We start from the raw sequence: 17,770 nt of genomic DNA on the forward strand, positions 1-17,770 counted from the left end.
TCAAGGGTTACTGGTTCATACATTTGGTAAAATAACAGCCGCAATCCTTGGCAGAATGGATGAATTAGAGCTTATTTAGCCCATGATTCGCATAAGTAATATTTATCGGCGGTATATATCAACCGGCTTAGCTTCTAATAAAATCGTGACACAAAATGAAAGAATATTTCACTGCATGAGGCTTGTACACTAGTGGATACTGACCGTTACGCAATTTATACTAAATTATGTGTAAAAAAAGGTGGTAACAAATCACTGATTTTTGATCAACCTTACCCTACTGCGCAGTATTATCTTTGACTTATCGAAGGAAAGGGGGGCAATGATTTCCCTTTCTGCCGACACAAAGATCCATACGTTTGAGTTGTTGTTTAGTATTTAGTTGGTGCCATGTCCGCCTTTCACTTTGAGTAATTCAGTGAAATACAAACGGACATGGCACCCTTTTTTGTGCCAAGTAATCCGTGAAATGTTAGACTAGCTTCCAAAATAGTCGTCCCGTATTTTACGGCCGTGCCATCAGCATCTCTCTTTCCTCACACTTTATACCTCTTACACTTACCCCAGCGATAACGCCCGCGCTATTGCCGGTTAGCGCTTGTATCTATTCTTCTTCCAGTAAATACTGTGTGAAGCTTTTGTACGTAATTCTGGAACCGGCTTCAACTTTTTTGCTGCACCTATTTAAATCGTTTGTCGTAAAATTTCCTGTGTTTTGTTTCAAATGCTATTGAGCCGTACCCAATAATTAGCAACGATAAGTCGCTACCGGTCAAACTTCCAGTAAAATCATGACACAAAGTGAACGAATCTTATTCATTATCCAACCCTAATGTCAGTAAACACTAGTCGTCACACAACTCATATTCAATTATAGACAATAAAACCTGGTAACAAATCAGTGATTTCTGATCAACATACCTCTACTTTACAGAACTATCTTTGACTTATCGAAAGAAGGGGGGCAATGATTTCTCCTTCAGCCGAAATAAAGATCCATACGTTTGAGTTGTTGTTTAGTATTTAGTTGGTGCCATGTCCGCCTTTCACCTTGAGTAACTCGGTGAAACATAAACGGCCATGGCACCCTTTTTTCTCTCAAAAAAATATTCCTCTCTCAGATCAATTTTTAGAAAATTTTGCACAGCGCCTATGGCCGTGCCGTCTTCGTCTCTCTCTATTTTACATACAAACTTGTTTCATCTAATCTTACCCGGTAAAAGCGCCTACGCTTTTACCGGGTAAGTGCTTTTGTATTTCAGGTAAGAACACATCAAATCCTACCAGAGGAGATAAACTCAATGTCTGCGGACTTCGGGAGAACTAGCTTCGCTATACGGTACAACTAAGACGACTTAGCAAGTAGTAGAATAATTTTGGGGTGACGCATTAGTTAGGCAACCCTTGTGCTCAAGAGACGGTAAATTAAGGTGTCCCCGGTCACAGAAGTCAATAAAAAGAGTGTGTTCTTCTACTCGGGTGCGAATATCCATACGACCAACTAGTGTTGAACTCATCAATCATGGAACAAAAACCGTCCAGTTGACCGAACAAACGGTAGCACTCACACGCTATACTTGTATAAATTGACAGCTAAAGTTGTCGATCCAATAATTTAACTCAAACTATCATAATTATGAACAACAATAACAACGACAGCGGCTCAAAAGGATGGGCTCTTGGTTTTGGTTTAATCGCTGGTGTAGCCGTCGGTTACTACCTTAACTCTAATGAAGGACGTGCCGCCCGCCGTAAGGCACAGGTTAGCTTTGACGAGTACGGTAATCAAGTTTCTGAGTACAGCACCCAGTTGTCAACCCGGGCCAACGAACTAGCCGACCAGGCTAAAGTGAAAGGTCAGGAGTATCTCGATACCGCTAAGGTTAAAGGTCAGGAGTACCTGGATACCGCCAAAGTAAAGGGCCAAGAGTATGTAGACACCGCTAAGCATCAGATCGCATCCACTAAGGAAAAAGCTACTACTACAGCACAGACCTTAAAAGAGGACGCCACCGATTCAGCTAATTCCGTAGCCGACAGTTTCAAGAAGGGCATGGACAAAGCAAAGAACAACATAGATGATAAGGCTGATAAGATTGACGACATCGTCAAGGCGTAGCATATCCGCTACCCTGGAATGAGAATTCTGGTTGACTTTAACCGAATTCATGTTTCCAATGCTTCAGGCAGCCATTACACAAGCGTGTAATGGCTGTTTTTTTTTGTAGGCGTAGATCACCTGGTCGATCAATATTTTCTTCTTTTCAGCGCACAGATCTTCCGTCTCCGTGTTAACAAAGAGAGGCATTGAATTTTTGAGAGTGACAAAACATCCCCCATTAGTATGTTAAGAGACAACCAACCTTTAGCGGAACAGATCGGTGAAACGATTGGGTACGTGAATGAAATATTTGATCGTAAAATCGAGAGTATTAAGATCAGCGTAGCTGAAAAATCAGCAACGACCATCTCCGGAGTGGTCATGGGAGTAATCTTGGGGATTTTGGGACTGGTCTTTTCTGTGTTCGGACTCGCCACTCTGGCGTTTTGGATAGCGGGAAGACCTGAATTGACAATGGGCTTTGGTATTGTTACCCTCGTACTATTGTCCTTGTTACTGCTCATCTTCCTGCTACGGAATATCTTAATCGTAAACCCCGCCGTCAGTAAGATTATTAGTATTTTCTTCGCTGACGACGACCCACAAAAACCAGACAACAAATCATGAGCAAATCGCAGAACATACATACCTTCGACGAACTCGAAAAACGTAAGAGAGAATTAGAACTCGAGGTCGAGGTATCACAGAGAGAATTGGCACACAGCTTGGGTACCAGTAAGGTAAACTTAAATGATTTTCTTCTCAAAAAAGTAGCTTTACCAATTGGCGGAGCGATCGTCGGAGTCTTCATGATTTCCAAAATTTTTGGCGGCAAGAAACGTCATACGCACGAATACCACGAAAAAACGATTGTCAAAGAGGTGCCCTCCACGACTGAACAGGATCCAGCCAAGTACCATTATCCCGTTCCACCGCCAGAGACGGATAAAGAGAAGGATGCCCCCCGTTACGTTGCACAACAAACCAAGTACCAGCGGCCGACTGCTGATCAGGCGTCACCAGCTGACCCTAAAGCTAAGCACGGTGCTAACTTTAGTCAAAAAGACAAAAAAGGATTGCTCAGTCTCGCCACGGTAGCATCGGTTGCAAAGATTGCCGTACCTGCCGTGAAGATGATTATCAAAGCCGTCAAAGACCACAAGGACAAACAACTAGCGGCCAACACGGATGGCGTACCAAACGTGTAAACAACTCTTTTAGCTAGTAGATTTCGAGTGCAAAAAGCCTCGGGTGGAGATGACTCCGCCCGGGGCTTTTTTACTTGCATTAGTGCAAACTCGCGTAGTCACAAAGCGACTGAATAAGAATACGGACGGGCGAAAATAATTTAATTACCCGTGTCACATTCCGTGAGATTCGGATATATACATGAGCGTTGGCTCGGGTAACTTTCCCTTTCGATACTATCATCAAATGACCGCCGGCACCCGTAACTTGGACTCATGCTAAAGCAAATCACCTTTCTTCTCACCGGTTGCCTCATCACATTAGTAGCCTTGTTAGCTTCGTGTGGAATTCTCGAAAACGAGGAATTTGAGGTCGTGCCCGTCGTCGATTGCCCTACACTTGCCCTAAACTTTCAAGATTCTTGCGCGGTCGCCGGTGCCATGACGGGGACGGTGAGCCAGGATTGTGCGTGCATCGTCACGGATTCACTCGATTGCCCGACACTGCAAGCCAATTTTCAAGACTCCTGCCGGACGGCCGATGGAACGGCGGGCCTCATCAGCGGTAACTGCGTCTGTACCGAGCCTGCTTTGGATAGCCTCGACTGCCCGGCACTAATGGCTAATATTCTGGACAGCTGTCTGATTAGAGATACCTTTCCCGGCATAGTTACGGGCAACTGTCGCTGCTCGTCAGCTATTCCGGATAGCTTCGACTGTCCGGTTTTAATGGCTAACATCGGCCGCCGCTGCCGCACGAGCTCCGGCGCGAGAGGTTCGGTAACCGAAGATTGTGAATGCTTGTTAAGCTTCGACTGCCCTGAGTTACGGTTAAACTTCAACGACTCTTGTGGCTTGGGTAATGGCCAGGCCGGGTACGTAGATACGCTTAATTGTGCCTGCTCACCTTATGACTGCCCCGTGTTTGAAAGTAACATCGGCGATTACTGCAAGACGGCCGAAAACTATTCCGGCCAGCTCGATGAGAACTGCAACTGCATCACTTTTTACGATTGCCCCGAACTCAGCGGCGACGTCGGCGACTATTGCAGAACACCCGAAAGATACTTAGGCCGCCTGGACGAAGCCTGCGAATGTGATCCCGTTTACGATTGCCCCGAAGTATCGAAAGACATCGGTAGCCCCTGCACCACAACGGAAGGTTACGCTGGTGAACTCGATGCTAATTGTGATTGCCTGATAACCTATGATTGCCTTGAGCTACAGTTAAATTTCAACGACTCCTGTGGCCTCGGTAATGGGCAAGCGGGGTACGTAGATTCTCTTACTTGCGCCTGTTCACCGTACGAATGCATCACCTTCGAAGGTAATCCTGGTGATCGCTGTCGAACGGCCGGGAATTATCCGGGTGAACTGGACGAAGCTTGCAATTGTGTTCCCCTTTTTGACTGTCCCGTGTTTTCCAGAAATATCGGAGATTTTTGTAGGACAATCGAAAACTATCAGGGCAAGTTGGACGAGAATTGTGATTGTGTCCCTTTTCATGATTGTCCCAAACTTTTTAGAGACATCGGCGACCGTTGTATAACACCAGTGGGCTACGTCGGTGAAGTCGATGCGGACTGCAATTGCACCAACGACTTCGCGTGCCCCATATTAAGAGAAGAGATTGGGGATACCTGCATAATATCCCGAACCGGAGAACTAGGGGTCGTTTCTAATGACTGCCAGTGTGTTGGCCCCGACGGGCCGGAATACGACTGCCCTGATCTTCAGTTAAACAAAGGTGAACCGTGCACAAACTCGGATGGTGTTCTGGGCTTCGTGGATGAGAACTGCGGGTGCGACGTCAGCCGGACAGCTTTTGACTGCCTGGCGCTGGAGCGGAATATTGGTGACTTCTGCCCCGTCCAGGATTCTCTCTCCGGCATCGTCAATTCGAAGTGTAACTGTACGCTACTGGATTGTCAGGTGCTTATGGCTAACGTCGGCGACGCCTGTCGTAGAACGGACGGATCCAACGGCAGGGTGAGTCAGGATTGCGAGTGTGAATAGACAAGCAGCCGGAGTGCAAGGAGACACGTCAAACTGTCAACTCTTTCCAAAGGCTGTACTAACCTTACCTGTTTTTCATTCCAATAAGTAATTAAACGTTTTGGCTAAAAGACGTATTGACGCCGCCCTAATTAGTGCCTGTCTTGCTAACCAGCAACGGGCTCAACGTTGCCTGTACGATATTTCTCTACCTACGCTACGCTTCCTAGCCCATCGGTACTTGTTAAACGAAGCAGAAACGCAAGACGCGCTACAGGAAAGCTACTTGAGCATCTTCAAGAATTTAGCTCAATTCGATCCAACAAGAGGAAGCTTCCGTACTTGGGCGGGCCGTATTACGATTAATACTTGTTTGAAACGAAACCGTAAACAAGCGAGCATTACTACCGAGATACTCGACGCTAGTTTACAGAAGCCCTGTGCTACCGCCGGGCCGCTGAGCCAGCTAACGGATAAAGAATTACTGAATTGGGTCAAACGAATGCCCCACCCTTATTATACGGTATTTAATCTTCACGCCGTAGAGGGTTATAGACACCAGGAAATCGCCGAGATGATCGGTATTACACCAGCCCTTTCCCGCCAACGACTGACCCGCGCCCGCGCCTGGCTGAAGCAGGAAATACAAACCGAGCCGGAGCATCCTTTACGGGACTGGGTACGCCACCGACCAAACACCATGATTACACCGGTAATAATAGCCCTACACGTGGCTATTCAAACGCTCTAACGCTAACCTCACCCGCTAACTATTTTCTGTACCGTCTCAACTATCCACCATGCCACATCCTGAAGAAGAACTTTCGCGGCGCTTACGCGAAGGCCAGTCCGAACCAGATCATTCGGCGGACGACCTACTCTGGTCGAGTATAGTAGCATCATTACCGGTAGGCAGTGTAACTAAAGATACCCGTTCCTCGAGGTGGGCTTGGTTGATTGTGCTGCTCCTGCTCCTACTCGGAGGCGGGGCTTGGTGGCTGATTAACCAACACGGAACGGGTTTATCTGACACGATTGCATCGGAAGTGACCGCTGCCTCTGAGAAAAGTAGCAATCGAGGCGACCGCAATGATGACCTAGTGATCCCCTACGCTGGCAATTGTACGGACGAAACAACTAGTATAGGTATTTCGGCTAGAGACAACCGGGCACGGCCCATCGGCGCAGCCTACCCGATTACCCTGCACCCGCGACCGCGCAAAATAAACGATCGGAATAGCGAGACAGCGAATGCCGCTTTACCAATAGGTTCGCCCAAATCTAGGGTCCAGGTCGTAGCCACAAATCCGATTAAGTTAGCCTCTCCCACCATTGCGACACCCGCCGTAAATGCCCTTCCCGTAACCACTTTAACGGTTCCCGACCGGGCAATTATAGTAGACAACAATCCGGATGAAGTATTCAGAAAGAAGCGGAGTGCTTGGTCGATTAGTGCCTTTGCGGGCGCAAATTATTTAAACGAACAATTCACCGGTGGGGCGGAGCCCGGCCAGTCGGAGTTGATGAATGATGCTACTTTTGGAACGGTGGGTCAAAGCGCGGGCCTCGTATTGAACCGTCGGCTCGGCAGTGGATTCTTAGTCACGAGCGGATTAGAAGTGCACCGTACTCATACCCTGCTCGACCATGAGGCAACGGTCGATACCATCGCTACCCACCCCAGTTTTCCCGGGCAGACTACGGACGGCCTAGGCCGCTACACCGTGACCCACAATAATAAACTCACCTGGCTTTCGGTGCCCATCGGACTAGCCTACGAACGACGCATCGGCTCCGTAGTAGCGAGCCTGGGCGTAGGGCTCAACGCCAATTATCAGATAGCCGCTAGTGGGAAAGTTCTCGACCCAAGTGGTTTGTCTAGTGCCGTTATGGACGTCGAACACGCTAAGCGTCTGCATCTTTCCTACCGACTCCAGCCAAGCCTCACCCTCCCACTGAGCGAGAATGGAAATTGGCAACTCCAACTGCGGACGAGCCTGAATCGGCTAAACTTCGGTCGTTCGGCAGATTCCGGACTCAAACGCTCCGCGTGGATGTACGGGGGCTCCGTTGGCGTTATTTACCGCTAAGACTTCCTACGCTACCCCCGTAGCGTAGGATTGGCAAATGGCTGGTCGTAAACTCGTTTCCCCGTAGCTTTATACATTGCGTTCGCCAGCGCACCCATGATCGGTGGCAAGGAAGGCTCGCCGAGCCCGGTCGGGGCGATACCGTTATCGACGAAGTGCGTTTCAATCTTTTTCGGAGCTTCCGCGTGGCGGATGAGCCGATAAGTATTGTAATTTTCCTGCTCGGGCTTGCCATCCGCAAAGGTCAGGGCGCCGTAAAGGGCGTGGCCGATGCCATCGATGATGCCACCCTCGATCTGGTTAACGGCACCTTCGGGGTTGACGACAATGCCGCAATCCACCGCGCAAACGACCCGGTCGACTTGGGGTCGGTTATTTTTTAGACTCAGATCGAGCACCTGAGCGACGTAAGAGTTGTGGCAGTAGTAGGCCGCTACGCCCCGGTGCTGGTTGCCGGATTCGTCCCAACCCGACTTCACGCGCACTTCCTTCAGAACACCCGCGTAGCGCTCGGCGTCGTAATCGTTCTTTTCCCCGACCGGGTCGGCGATCGCGCGGTCGAAAAGTTCGAGGCGGAAGTCGATCGGGTCTTTCCCGGCGGCTTCCGCGACTTCATCGAGAAAGGCCTGCTCGGCACCGGCAATGAAGTTCGACTTAGGTGCCCGCCAGGCGCCGGTTGAGATGTTGGATTCGCGAGAAAGATTCTCTGCCAGGTAGTTCTCCACCGCTCCGGCGGGGAAGCGGTTGGCAAAAACGGGGGAGCCGTTCGTGCCCGCGCCCCGTACGTGAAAGGCGATTAACTTACCCTCCGCGTCGAGGCCGGCGCGGTATTTCACCAGATAATCCGGGCGGTAAGTGCCCTGGGTCATGTCGTCTTCGCGGGTGTAAACCAGCTTGACGGGGCCACCGATCGCTTTACTGATCAGGGCGGCTTCGACGCCGAAATTACCGTAGAGACGCCGGCCGAAACCACCGCCCATGCGGGTCAGTTGGATGTCTACCTTTTCTTCCGCCAGCCCGGTCACCGCGCTGACGGTTTTGCGTAAGTATTCCGGTGTTTGGATCGGTCCGTTGAGCAGCGCGCGCTCGCCGTTGACGTCGGCGAAGAAGTTCATTGGCTCCATCGTGTTGTGGGGCAGGAAGGGTGCGGAGTACGTCGCTTCTACGATGTGGTCGGCATCTTCAAAAGCTTGCTCCGGGTCGCCATCGCGGCGGGCTACGTCGGCCTTTCCGGACTCGATCAGTTCCTTCAGTTCCTTCCGGTGGTCGGCGGAAAATTCACCTGCGGAGGTGGTAGTCCATTCTACTTTCAGCGCTTTTTTGGCCTGAAACACTTGCCAGGTTTTGTCACCGACGATGGCGATGAGTTGGGGGAAAGCGTTCACGTCCGACCATTGCATCTCCGCGCCGCCCGGCTTTGCGTCGATGGTCACTACGTGCCGGATGCCCGGCATCTGCTTGACTTCGTCGGCGTTAAAAGACTTCAGTTCCATTCCGAAAGCGGGCGGGTGGACGATGCCCGCGATGAGCGTTCCTTCCGCTTGCAAATCAATTCCGTAGACCGCTTTGCCCGTGACGATTTCGAGCGCATCCACGTTCTTTTTACCCTGGCCGATAATGGTAAAGTCTTTCGGGTCCTTCAGTTGAATATCTTCCGGCACTTCGATACCGGCGGCAGCGGACGCTACCTCACCGTAGCCAAGTGACTTTCCGGAAGCATCGTGGTAAATAATGCCCTTTTCCGTGCGCAACTCAGCGACCGGAACGCCCAACGACTCCGCAGCGGCGGCTACCAGCAGGTAGCGGGCGGCGGCACCCGTTTGCCGGAGAATAGTCCAGTTCTTGCGAATCGATTGGCTACCCCCGGCTAACTGGCTATTGAAATTATCCGTATCCAACCCCGCCTGTTCCACAACGACGTTCTGCCAATCTACGTCGAGTTCTTCGGCGACGATCATCGGCATGGAAGTCTTCACGTTCTGGCCGATTTCGGGGTTTGGACTGTAAATTGTCACCACGCCGTTCTCCCCAATTTTAACGAAAGCATTGACTTCCGACCATCTATCGGGCATGTCCGGTCGCGGGGGCATCTTAAATCCCGTGCCTTCCTCAATCGCCACTTCGCGCTCGCAGGAGGTGAGCCAGGTCATGCCTAAAAGCAGCCCACCACCGGTGGCGGCCGAGACTTTGAGAAAATTGCGGCGGTTGTTATTCAGCTTTTTCATGGTTGAGGTCTTAGGAGTTGGCTTGAAGTTTGGCGGCGGTCTTTACGGCGGCGTGGATGCGGACGTAGGTACCGCAACGGCAAATATTACCACTCATACCAGCGTCGATTTCGGCGTCGCTGGGTTGTGGTGAATTCTGTAGGAGCGAGACCGCGCTCATGATTTGCCCGGACTGGCAGTAGCCGCACTGGGGCACGTCGTGTTCTAACCAGGCGCGCTGGACCGGATGTGAGCCGTCGTCGGAAAGTCCTTCGATGGTCGTGACTGCTTGCCCGCTCTCGGCCAGTTTTCCGACGGGGGTTTGGCAACTGCGCATGGCCACGCCGTCGAGGTGAACGGTGCAGGCACCGCAGGAACCGATGCCACAGCCGTACTTCGTACCGACTAGATTCAGGTCATCACGGAGAATCCAGAGGAGCGGTGTTTCCGAAGTGGCCTCCACTTCGCGGGGCTGGCCGTTTACTTTCAGTTGGTAAGTGGGCATGTTTATTGGATTGTATCGGTAAGGTACGGGGAAATGGTTCACTACTCCGTGGAGGCAAATTTAAGTACGCGGGATCGGTTGGCTGCTCGGCCGTAATTAATAAATCCCTCCGGTATGGATGACGACTACCGTGCTGCCGGGAGGATAGTGGCCGTTGGCAATTCGATCGAGAACGCCGGTAAAAAGCTTGGCGGTGTAAATGGGTTCAAGGGGTGGGAGGCCGGGTTCGCCAACGTCAGCGCGGGTAGCTAAGCCGGAGCTTTGGGTAATCCATTTTTTAGGGTACTTCCCGTAGCCGCCGTGGTGATAGCCTGTCACGCAGGACCAATTTTCAGCTTGGTCTGAAGCAAGGTGTTGCGCTATTTCCTTTTGCATCCAGTTTCCTTTTAAGGCGGGATAGACTTCGACTTTCGTACGGGCGTTAGCGGCGCGGATGATGCCGGCCGCGGTTCCGCCGGTGCCGGCGCTGAGGGCTAAATAATCGGGGTATGCGCTTAAATCGGCTGTTATCTCGTCATAGAGATGGCGCATGTTTTCGATGCCGGCTTCGGTGGTGCCGCCTTCCGGTATTAGCCAGACATGGGCGGGTGAAATATCGTATTCCGCAGCGATTTTTTGCCGCAGGGTTTCCACCCACGCAGGGTCATGCTTTTGCCGGTATTCGGTTCGGCTGATTTTTTCCAGTCGCGCGCCTGCCGTGGTACAATAATCCAGGAGTGGATTGTCTACTTCTTCGCCACGAATGATCAGGTGAACCCGTAAATTGTACAGTTTCCCGGCGGTGGCCAGGGCGGCAACGTGGTTAGAATAGGCACCACCGAAACTAAGTAGAACGGGATCATCGCCACTCGCTAGTGCATCGTTAAGAATAGGCGCTAGCTTGCGCACTTTATTTCCTTGTAGAGCCGTCCCCGGTGCGGGTGTGTAGAGATCGTCTCGCTTGCAAAAAAGCTGAACGTCGGCTAATTCCGCCGCCGGGTGCTGGATACTTTCGAGGGGAGATGGGCGCGGCCGTCCCGAATGGGTGCGGGACTCGCTATGGCTTCGCGGGTGCATGGTAAATTTGTAAAAAGCAATCGATACGGGGCGTAGCCCTAAGCTAATTCCAACGGTTGAATGTCAAAACCAGCTTCCTCCACGGTAGCCACGATATCCGCTTCACTAGCGTTTCCTTCCACCGTAAGCACTTTACGCGCATCCTCAACGTCGACGCGCCAGATCGTCACGCCGGGCACGTCGTCCAAAAAGGCGGTAACCGTGCGGACGCAACTGCCGCAGTTGATGTTGGTACTAAAATACTGGAGTTTGCTGGCCATGAAGTAGGGTTGTTTACCCTGGCAAACGCCACAACCACGGAAAAGGGTCAACCCCACCCTGCTCCCTCTTTCGAGTCTACTTTGCACCCCCGACAGCTATCGGGGCCGCGCCCTGAATAGTATCATGGGTTTGATACTACATAACCCACCGACCGACCAACAAATCCCCGCGCACCACCTTTACCTCCCATGAACATCCGCCTGGTAAAACAAGAAGACCTCGATAAGCAGCTGTATAACTCCTGCATTCACTACGCCACGAACGGTAATATATATGGTTACGATTGGTTCCTCAACGCGACCGCTAAGGAATGGGACGTGCTCGTGGAGGGCGACAAATGGGTCAGCGTCATGCCCCTCCCCCGCCGTAAGAACTGGCTCGGCCGCACTTACCTGGAGCAACCGCGCCTCGTTCCCGAGCTGGCCGTTTATACCGTCAAACCGATTAGTCCCAAGCGTATTCAGTCCTTTTGGGATGCCGTGCCGGAAGAGTACCGTAGCGGTGAACTGACGGTCGAGCCCGCCTCCGTCCCCCAAAAACCCGGCCGATTCGACGTCGAAGCCGCCCCCGGCACCGTACTGTTCCTGAAAGATCCCTACGAAACCATCATCGGCGATTTCTCCCCCGCCTACCACGAAGGCCTTCTCCGCGCCGAAGACGCCGAGCTACGGCCCATCGGCAGTTTCAAACCCGAAACGTTCGCCGATCTCTGGCTAGAAGTTAACGGCAAAACCGCCGACAACGAATGGACCTACCACGCAATGCAGCGCATCATGTACCAAGTGCTCCACCGCTCCTGGGGCGGTACGCAAGCGGTGCAGGATAAAAAAGGCAACATTCTGGCGATGGTATTTTTGGTGTACAGCCATTCCCGAATATTCCCTTTGTACCAGGTAGAAACGCCAGCGGGCAAGAAGGTGGGGGCGATGACTTACCTGTGGGATAATATCTTAAAAATGCACGCGGAGCGGAATTTGAAGTTGAAGCGGGAGGATATTTTAGTATGACAGTGGCGGCTTCGCCATAGTATGATAGTACGGTAGTAGCTGACCTTACTTAACCAGATTTCGCCACAAAAGCACAGAATCACAAAAGGTCTCTAAGCGTTGCCAAAAAGAGCTTTTCTGTGATTTTGTGCTTCCGTAGCTGAAAATCTGTGTACTACTTGGCAGTGATGAGCTGGACGAAAATCCCCGCACCGAAACTCTCCAGTTGGTTAACTTCCATTAGCGCCCTTTTTCAGAATCTATTTTTTGATGATTCGTACCGAAACACTTACCCCTCCAGCCCGTATAACACCAACGTACATGCCCCTGGGTAAGTCACCCACTGCCAACTGGTGGCGCTCGGCGGGCGCGAACTTGCGTTGCAGGAAGCGGTGGCCGAGCAAGTCGTACAGTTCTACTTCAATGGTTTCCCCGAGTAAGGAAGCCGGCGTAGTCAGCGTTACCTGATCGTGTACCGGGTTGGGCGCTATACCCCAGGAAATTTCCCGTCCATTCTCACGAATACTTACCGGGCTCCCCAGTGGTTGGGCATCCGTGTCGAAAAAGAATTCGCTGAACTCATTGACCAACACGTCGATGTAATAACCACCCCCGTAACGACCGGCGTCTTCAAACGTCGCGCTAACTCCGTTGCCGGCGTAGTCTTCCGAGCAATTCCCGGTCGCAACTTTGGTGACGCGCAGATCGGCAACGGACGCAATACCGTTAGCGGCGATAAAGGAGTCCACCGCGGCACGCGTCAAGTAGCTCCGCACCCGCACCGGGCCCGCCGGTTGCGTAGTCGGTGAGATGCTGATGTTGCGCCCGAGGTAAGGAATGCTGGTGGGGCCGAACACGCGGGCGCCGTTCGGATCTTCGTAGTACCGGACGTCCACTTCCCCCAGTGGCTGGGTGTTTTCGATACTTACGATGACTTCGCCGTCCGCATTTACGACGTCAATGAATTCATTTTCCGCCCCCGTGCCGTCGAGGTTGACCAATTCGGCCGCGACGCACCCCGTTTCATCCGCGACCGGCAGGATTTCTCCCGCGGCACATATCTCAAAAGCGGCGTACCCTCCCGTACCGACGGTGTAGACGCGCATGTCGTATTCAAACCTGGAAAAAGAGCTCCGGTCGACGGGGATATTCTCCAGCGTAATTGACACTGTTTCCCCCGGCAGGCCACTCGTGCAGGCAACCAAGGTATCCTGGCGTTCGTCGTAGATTTCAAATACGAGCGCGGTATCCGTCCCGAAAATCGGATCGACGGTGAAGGTATATTTTGGCCAGATCGGGCTGAAACTGTACCATACGTCATCATCCGGGTCGCCGCCACAGGGGCCGGCCGGGTCGCCCTGGTTAGTGCCCGCGAAGGTGGAGCCGGGTTGACCAACGCAAATCGTTCTGGCGCTGGGGAAGTAATTAAACAGCCCGTCCCGGTCATCCAGCAATGGTCGGTCACCACCTTCCGTGGTAAAGATCAGCCGGTTACTGAAGGGAGATACTTCCGCACCGCAAATAGCCTGAATATTGACGCGGTAATTTTCCGCCGTGTCGAGGCCGTAAAGAATGATCGGCTCGTTGGGGCCGAATAGGTAGCTGGTATCGGGGTTAATTGTCGGGTCCGTGAACTCAACGTCGTCGGTCAGCACGACGCGGTAGCCCGTTACGTTATCGGCGCGGGTGGGCAGCAGGGTGGCCGCTCGCTGGTCCTCGATGACGGTATTGCCGAGGCTGGGTGCGACGCACTGGGCGGTTACCCCGGTGGAAAAAATGCAGATGAACAAGATCAACAGGGAGTATGGGTGCTTCATGTGTAGTGAGTTTGACCGTCAATACACCCAATTTAAGCTCCGTTACGGGTTCTTCACAAATTATTTGCCCATTTCCTTGCACCCGCGCCAGCGCCGCATGCGCGATTAAGCAATTGCAACTACCATAGATTTCCCCGCACCATCGCATTTTCTACCCGTACAGCTCCAGCAACACCTGGTCTTCTCCGTAACCCATTTCAGCTAATTTATTCTTTGCTTCGTCCACCATTTCCGACCAACCGCAAAGGTAAAACTGGAGGTCCGCACGGTAAACGGGATAATGTTGTTCGTAAACGGCGTGCACGTAGCCGCGCGTCGTTTCCACTCCTTCGCCCGATGGCATATCCTGCCGGCTAATGGCTAAAGAATAGTGGAAATTATCGTATTCCTCGGCCATTGCTTCGAATTCCTCACGGTACAGAATATCCTCTTCCGTCCGGCAACCGAAAATCAGGTGAAAATTCACTTTTTCTTTCGGTAACCGCTCCTGCAACATGGCACGAAAAGGTGCCACGCCGGTCCCGGTACAAATAAAAACAATATCCTTCTCCAGCGGCGTGGGGGGAAGCTTGAATACACCGCCGGGGTCCTTCGCCATGATTTGCGTACCGACCATCGTTTCCTCAAAAAGCCACGTGCTGCCCTTCCCGTCGGGTAACTGGACGACGCAGAGCTCGACCTGATTCGATCCGTTCGGGGCCGCGGCGATGGAGTAGCTGCGCCAACCGTCGCGGCGGCGCTCGGTAACCGGCAGCTCAAGGGTGACAAACTGACCGGGTTGATAGGTCAGTCGCTCGTGGTGGGGCAGTTCCAGCCAAAAACTACGGACGGTAGGGCTGCGTTGCTCGATCTTTTGAATGGTAGCGGGGTTCCATTTTGGCATGCTTCGGCGGCCTTTGGCCTTTTGTTACGCGGCGTGCCACTTGCGGGCGCGCGGTCAGAGAATCATTTCCCGGTACGTGATAACCGTGTTGTAGCCCCGGACGTTGAAGTATTCTTCAACTTTCTCCTTTGATAGCTCGCATAGGGCCCAGATGAAATCGCCACCCCAGGCCCCGAGGGATTTTAGCTGGCCGGGGAAGTCCGGAAATAGCTCCTCCTGTACGGTTTGCGTGCTTAACGTTGCGGCCACGATCCGCTCGTGATTTTGCAGAATTTTTTGCGCGGAACGCAGGTGCAGGGTAGGTTCGGTGAGCGCAGCGGTGAGACTGGCGACCTCCTCTTTTGTCTTTTCCGGAATAGCGACGGAGCGGTACGACCGGATGCCCTCCCGACTGTTCTGCTTCTGGTTGCGGTAGACGAAGTACGTTTGGTCGAGCCAGGCGGGGTACCAGTCGAGCGCTGCGATGGTCGGTGTCGTCCCATCGCGGGTGTACACGATCGGCCCCTTAGCCGTCGCGCAGGCAAGATCGTAACCACTGCCACCAAAAGTGTTTTCCAGCAGCGCGAAGGCGTCGACTTCCAGCCAATCCGCCACGAAACTGATGAGGGTGGAGCTCGTGCCCAGGCCCCACAAGCGTTCAAACTCCAGGTGGGAAACCACGGAATTATTTGCGGTAGCGTACACCAGCGCCCCGGGGTTCAACTCGTCGGCCGCCCGCAGGAGTTGGTACAGTCGTTTCGAAAACGCGTTCGCCTGCCGCTGGTAGCCCACCGAGCCGTCCCAGTTGAGGTGAGTACTGAACCACTCTTTTCCCCGCGGATCGAAAGAACGCCAGGCGAGGCCCGCGCCCTTGGTGGGATTTACCGCGAACCGCTGGCCCAGTTTGGTGGGCACGGCCAGGGCGGGGACGCCGTCGAGAACGAAGTATTCTCCCGTCAGGAGCAGTTTACCCCGGTAGGTTTGTTCGAAGGTCGCTCTAGGCATAATTGCGGTTCCGATTATAAAAAAACAGCCCGATGACCGCGCAAACCGCCGCCAGCAAACCACCCCAGATAGTCGTCGATATTTGGCCGTACCAGACTTTCGTGCGGTCCCAGTTCACCGGCTGCATCCCACCAAAAGCTTCGAAGGCCGCCCAGCGGGAGGGGTGCGCGTCGGGGTGGGCTTCCCGGTAGTCGCGCCGGGCGTTCTGCAGGGCGATGTGGGCCGGCTGCCCCTCCGCCGTGTAATTGTAGAAGGACTGCATCATCTCCGCCGTAGCAAAATCATTTACCGCCCAGTTGGAAGCGACGACGGTGCGCGCGCCGGCGGCGAAGTAGGCGCGGGTGAGGCCGATGGTGCCTTCGACGGTGTTCTGCCCGCCCCTGCTCGTTTCGCAGGCGCTCAGCACGATCAGTTCTGCTTCCAGTTTCTCCTGGGCAATGTCCCGGGCGTTCAGCGCAACGGGCTGGTTGTCGGCGTCGACGAAATAGATGCGGCTCTCCAAGCCGTCCTGCTGGTTGGATTTAGCGTGGGTGGCCAGGTGAATGATGCCGTAATTCGGTGCGTACTCGTGGTAACGGTCGAGGGTAGCGCGGGCACTGGTGTAGAAAGCCCCCCCGGATATTTCTTCTAGCCACGTCACCTCTTTTTCGTTGTAGCTCAGGGCTGAGATGGTGGGGTCCGTAGATTCTTTGAAGTCCGGGGCCAGGGCCAGCGGTTGATGGTATTTCGGTGCGGGGCGCAGCGCGTTCAGCATCTCCATCGTTCGCAGGGAAAATTGCCGGCTGATGGCGTGCTCGACGCCCAGGTACCGTGGGTTGTTGGTTAGGGAGTCTTTACGCAGGAGGTTAAAGGGGAGCGTTTCCAGGTTGTCATTCGCGACGATGTGGAGGGCGTTGGGGAGTAAAGTGTCTAAATCGGCGAGGAGGAGTTGGTAGAGTCGGTGGGATATTTGGGGTAGGCGGGTATTTTTTTGGTTTGTTTGGGCTAGTATTCCAATTTCAGTAGCCAGCGAATCCATTTCGTTACTGTAGTTCATCCGGTCGGCCCGCAATATTTCTCCCGTCACGGTTAATCGGTACAGCCCCCGATCGCTTTTGTAGAAAGCTATGGCCATGGAAGAATCCGACGCTAGCTTTTTTTGGAGGCTCTGCATGTTTACTTGATAGTTGCTTAATAGTAAATCATAGTATTCTTTATACTCCCGTCGAAAAGCTTCTTTACTTTCGGTGAATGATTTTACGGCAGCATAAATATCTAATAATGTATTTGTTGAATTTAGGGCGCCGTCCACCTCCCGCAGATTACGCTCAATATTTGCAGCCTTCATACCAAATTCGGGCTTTGTCTTAGCCACCCCGTTAAATAGTAGAGCACGGTACAGTCCCCCCGCACTAAATGCATCTACGAATGATAAGGTCCGGTCCAAATACGAAGTATCACTCGTTTTCTCGTAGAGGTATTGTCCCACTACAAAGTTATTGAGATACGCAATCTCTAAATTGGAATTTCTGAAAGTGTATAATCCAACCGCATTCGTAAGACGATCTTCTAAATCAGCGATTCCAATCGCATCGAATATTTGAAAGGCGGTATCCACCGTTGCCATTCCCGCTCCCAGGCGGGTTTGAAAGAGCTTTGCAGTTGCGTAACTTGTCAGAACTCTTATTTCTCCATTATGCCTATTGATCTGCTGGATTTTTG

At 52.6% G+C, this 17,770-nt stretch carries 15 protein-coding genes; 7 read left to right on the plus strand and 8 right to left on the minus strand.

The genetic code is table 11. The features are described from left to right. The first annotated feature begins 1,636 nt into the window (after positions 1-1,636). From GGR27_RS19090 to GGR27_RS19115, 6 genes are all read left to right on the plus strand, one after another. A complete protein-coding gene (locus tag GGR27_RS19090; RefSeq protein ID WP_168040393.1) occupies positions 1,637-2,119 on the plus strand; it encodes a YtxH domain-containing protein in 483 nt (160 codons plus the stop codon). Between the two features lie 225 nt (positions 2,120-2,344). Next, positions 2,345-2,728 carry a phage holin family protein gene (locus GGR27_RS19095; protein ID WP_168040395.1) on the plus strand — a complete coding sequence of 128 codons (384 nt, stop codon included), beginning with the start codon at positions 2,345-2,347 and terminating at the stop codon, positions 2,726-2,728. Continuing rightward, positions 2,725-3,309, plus strand: a complete 585-nt coding sequence (locus tag GGR27_RS19100) for a hypothetical protein (RefSeq protein WP_168040397.1) — start codon at positions 2,725-2,727, stop codon at positions 3,307-3,309. The genes GGR27_RS19095 and GGR27_RS19100 overlap by 4 nt, the downstream gene beginning before the upstream one ends. Before the next feature lie 255 nt (positions 3,310-3,564). Beyond that, positions 3,565-5,304: a hypothetical protein gene (locus tag GGR27_RS19105; protein ID WP_168040399.1), complete on the plus strand. Its 1,740-nt coding sequence runs from the start codon at positions 3,565-3,567 to the stop codon at positions 5,302-5,304. 100 nt (positions 5,305-5,404) lie between these two features. Further along, positions 5,405-6,034: an RNA polymerase sigma factor gene (locus tag GGR27_RS19110; protein ID WP_168040401.1), complete on the plus strand. Its 630-nt coding sequence runs from the start codon at positions 5,405-5,407 to the stop codon at positions 6,032-6,034. Positions 6,035-6,083: 49 nt separating this feature from the next. After that, positions 6,084-7,373, plus strand: a complete 1,290-nt coding sequence (locus GGR27_RS19115) for a hypothetical protein (RefSeq protein WP_168040403.1) — start codon at positions 6,084-6,086, stop codon at positions 7,371-7,373. Between the two features lie 11 nt (positions 7,374-7,384). On the opposite strand, the gene GGR27_RS19120 is transcribed toward GGR27_RS19115, so the two are convergent. From GGR27_RS19120 to GGR27_RS19135, 4 genes are all read right to left on the minus strand, one after another. Next, positions 7,385-9,598 (minus strand): molybdopterin cofactor-binding domain-containing protein, encoded by a 2,214-nt coding sequence (locus GGR27_RS19120; protein ID WP_168040405.1) that lies wholly within the window; start codon positions 9,596-9,598, stop codon positions 7,385-7,387. 10 nt (positions 9,599-9,608) lie between these two features. Then, positions 9,609-10,082 (minus strand): (2Fe-2S)-binding protein, encoded by a 474-nt coding sequence (locus tag GGR27_RS19125; protein WP_168040407.1) that lies wholly within the window; start codon positions 10,080-10,082, stop codon positions 9,609-9,611. Between the two features lie 96 nt (positions 10,083-10,178). Continuing rightward, positions 10,179-11,138: a 1-aminocyclopropane-1-carboxylate deaminase/D-cysteine desulfhydrase gene (locus GGR27_RS19130; protein ID WP_168040409.1), complete on the minus strand. Its 960-nt coding sequence runs from the start codon at positions 11,136-11,138 to the stop codon at positions 10,179-10,181. Positions 11,139-11,176: 38 nt separating this feature from the next. Further along, positions 11,177-11,398, minus strand: coding sequence for a heavy-metal-associated domain-containing protein (locus GGR27_RS19135; protein ID WP_168040411.1), 222 nt, complete (start codon positions 11,396-11,398; stop codon positions 11,177-11,179). 189 nt (positions 11,399-11,587) lie between these two features. Between GGR27_RS19135 and GGR27_RS19140 the strand changes: the two genes are divergently transcribed. Next, positions 11,588-12,406: a hypothetical protein gene (locus GGR27_RS19140; protein WP_168040413.1), complete on the plus strand. Its 819-nt coding sequence runs from the start codon at positions 11,588-11,590 to the stop codon at positions 12,404-12,406. Positions 12,407-12,645: 239 nt separating this feature from the next. Here the strand turns inward: GGR27_RS19140 and GGR27_RS19145 are convergent, their stop codons facing one another. The 4 genes from GGR27_RS19145 to GGR27_RS19160 all read right to left on the minus strand — a co-directional run bounded on the left by GGR27_RS19145 (position 12,646) and on the right by GGR27_RS19160 (position 17,396). Beyond that, complete coding sequence (locus GGR27_RS19145) at positions 12,646-14,202, minus strand: T9SS type A sorting domain-containing protein (RefSeq protein ID WP_168040415.1); 1,557 nt, start codon at positions 14,200-14,202, stop codon at positions 12,646-12,648. Positions 14,203-14,353: 151 nt separating this feature from the next. After that, positions 14,354-15,085, minus strand: a complete 732-nt coding sequence (locus tag GGR27_RS19150; RefSeq protein ID WP_168040417.1) for a ferredoxin--NADP reductase — start codon at positions 15,083-15,085, stop codon at positions 14,354-14,356. A gap of 54 nt (positions 15,086-15,139) precedes the next feature. Further along, positions 15,140-16,069 (minus strand): GYDIA family GHMP kinase, encoded by a 930-nt coding sequence (locus GGR27_RS19155; RefSeq protein ID WP_168040419.1) that lies wholly within the window; start codon positions 16,067-16,069, stop codon positions 15,140-15,142. Further along, positions 16,062-17,396 (minus strand): CHAT domain-containing protein, encoded by a 1,335-nt coding sequence (locus GGR27_RS19160; RefSeq protein WP_168040421.1) that lies wholly within the window; start codon positions 17,394-17,396, stop codon positions 16,062-16,064. The genes GGR27_RS19155 and GGR27_RS19160 overlap by 8 nt, the downstream gene beginning before the upstream one ends. Between the last annotated feature and the right edge of the window lie 374 nt (positions 17,397-17,770).

Origin of the sequence: Neolewinella antarctica, from assembly GCF_011927835.1 — a bacterium.
Taxonomy (GTDB): Bacteria; Bacteroidota; Bacteroidia; order Chitinophagales; family Saprospiraceae; genus Neolewinella; species Neolewinella antarctica.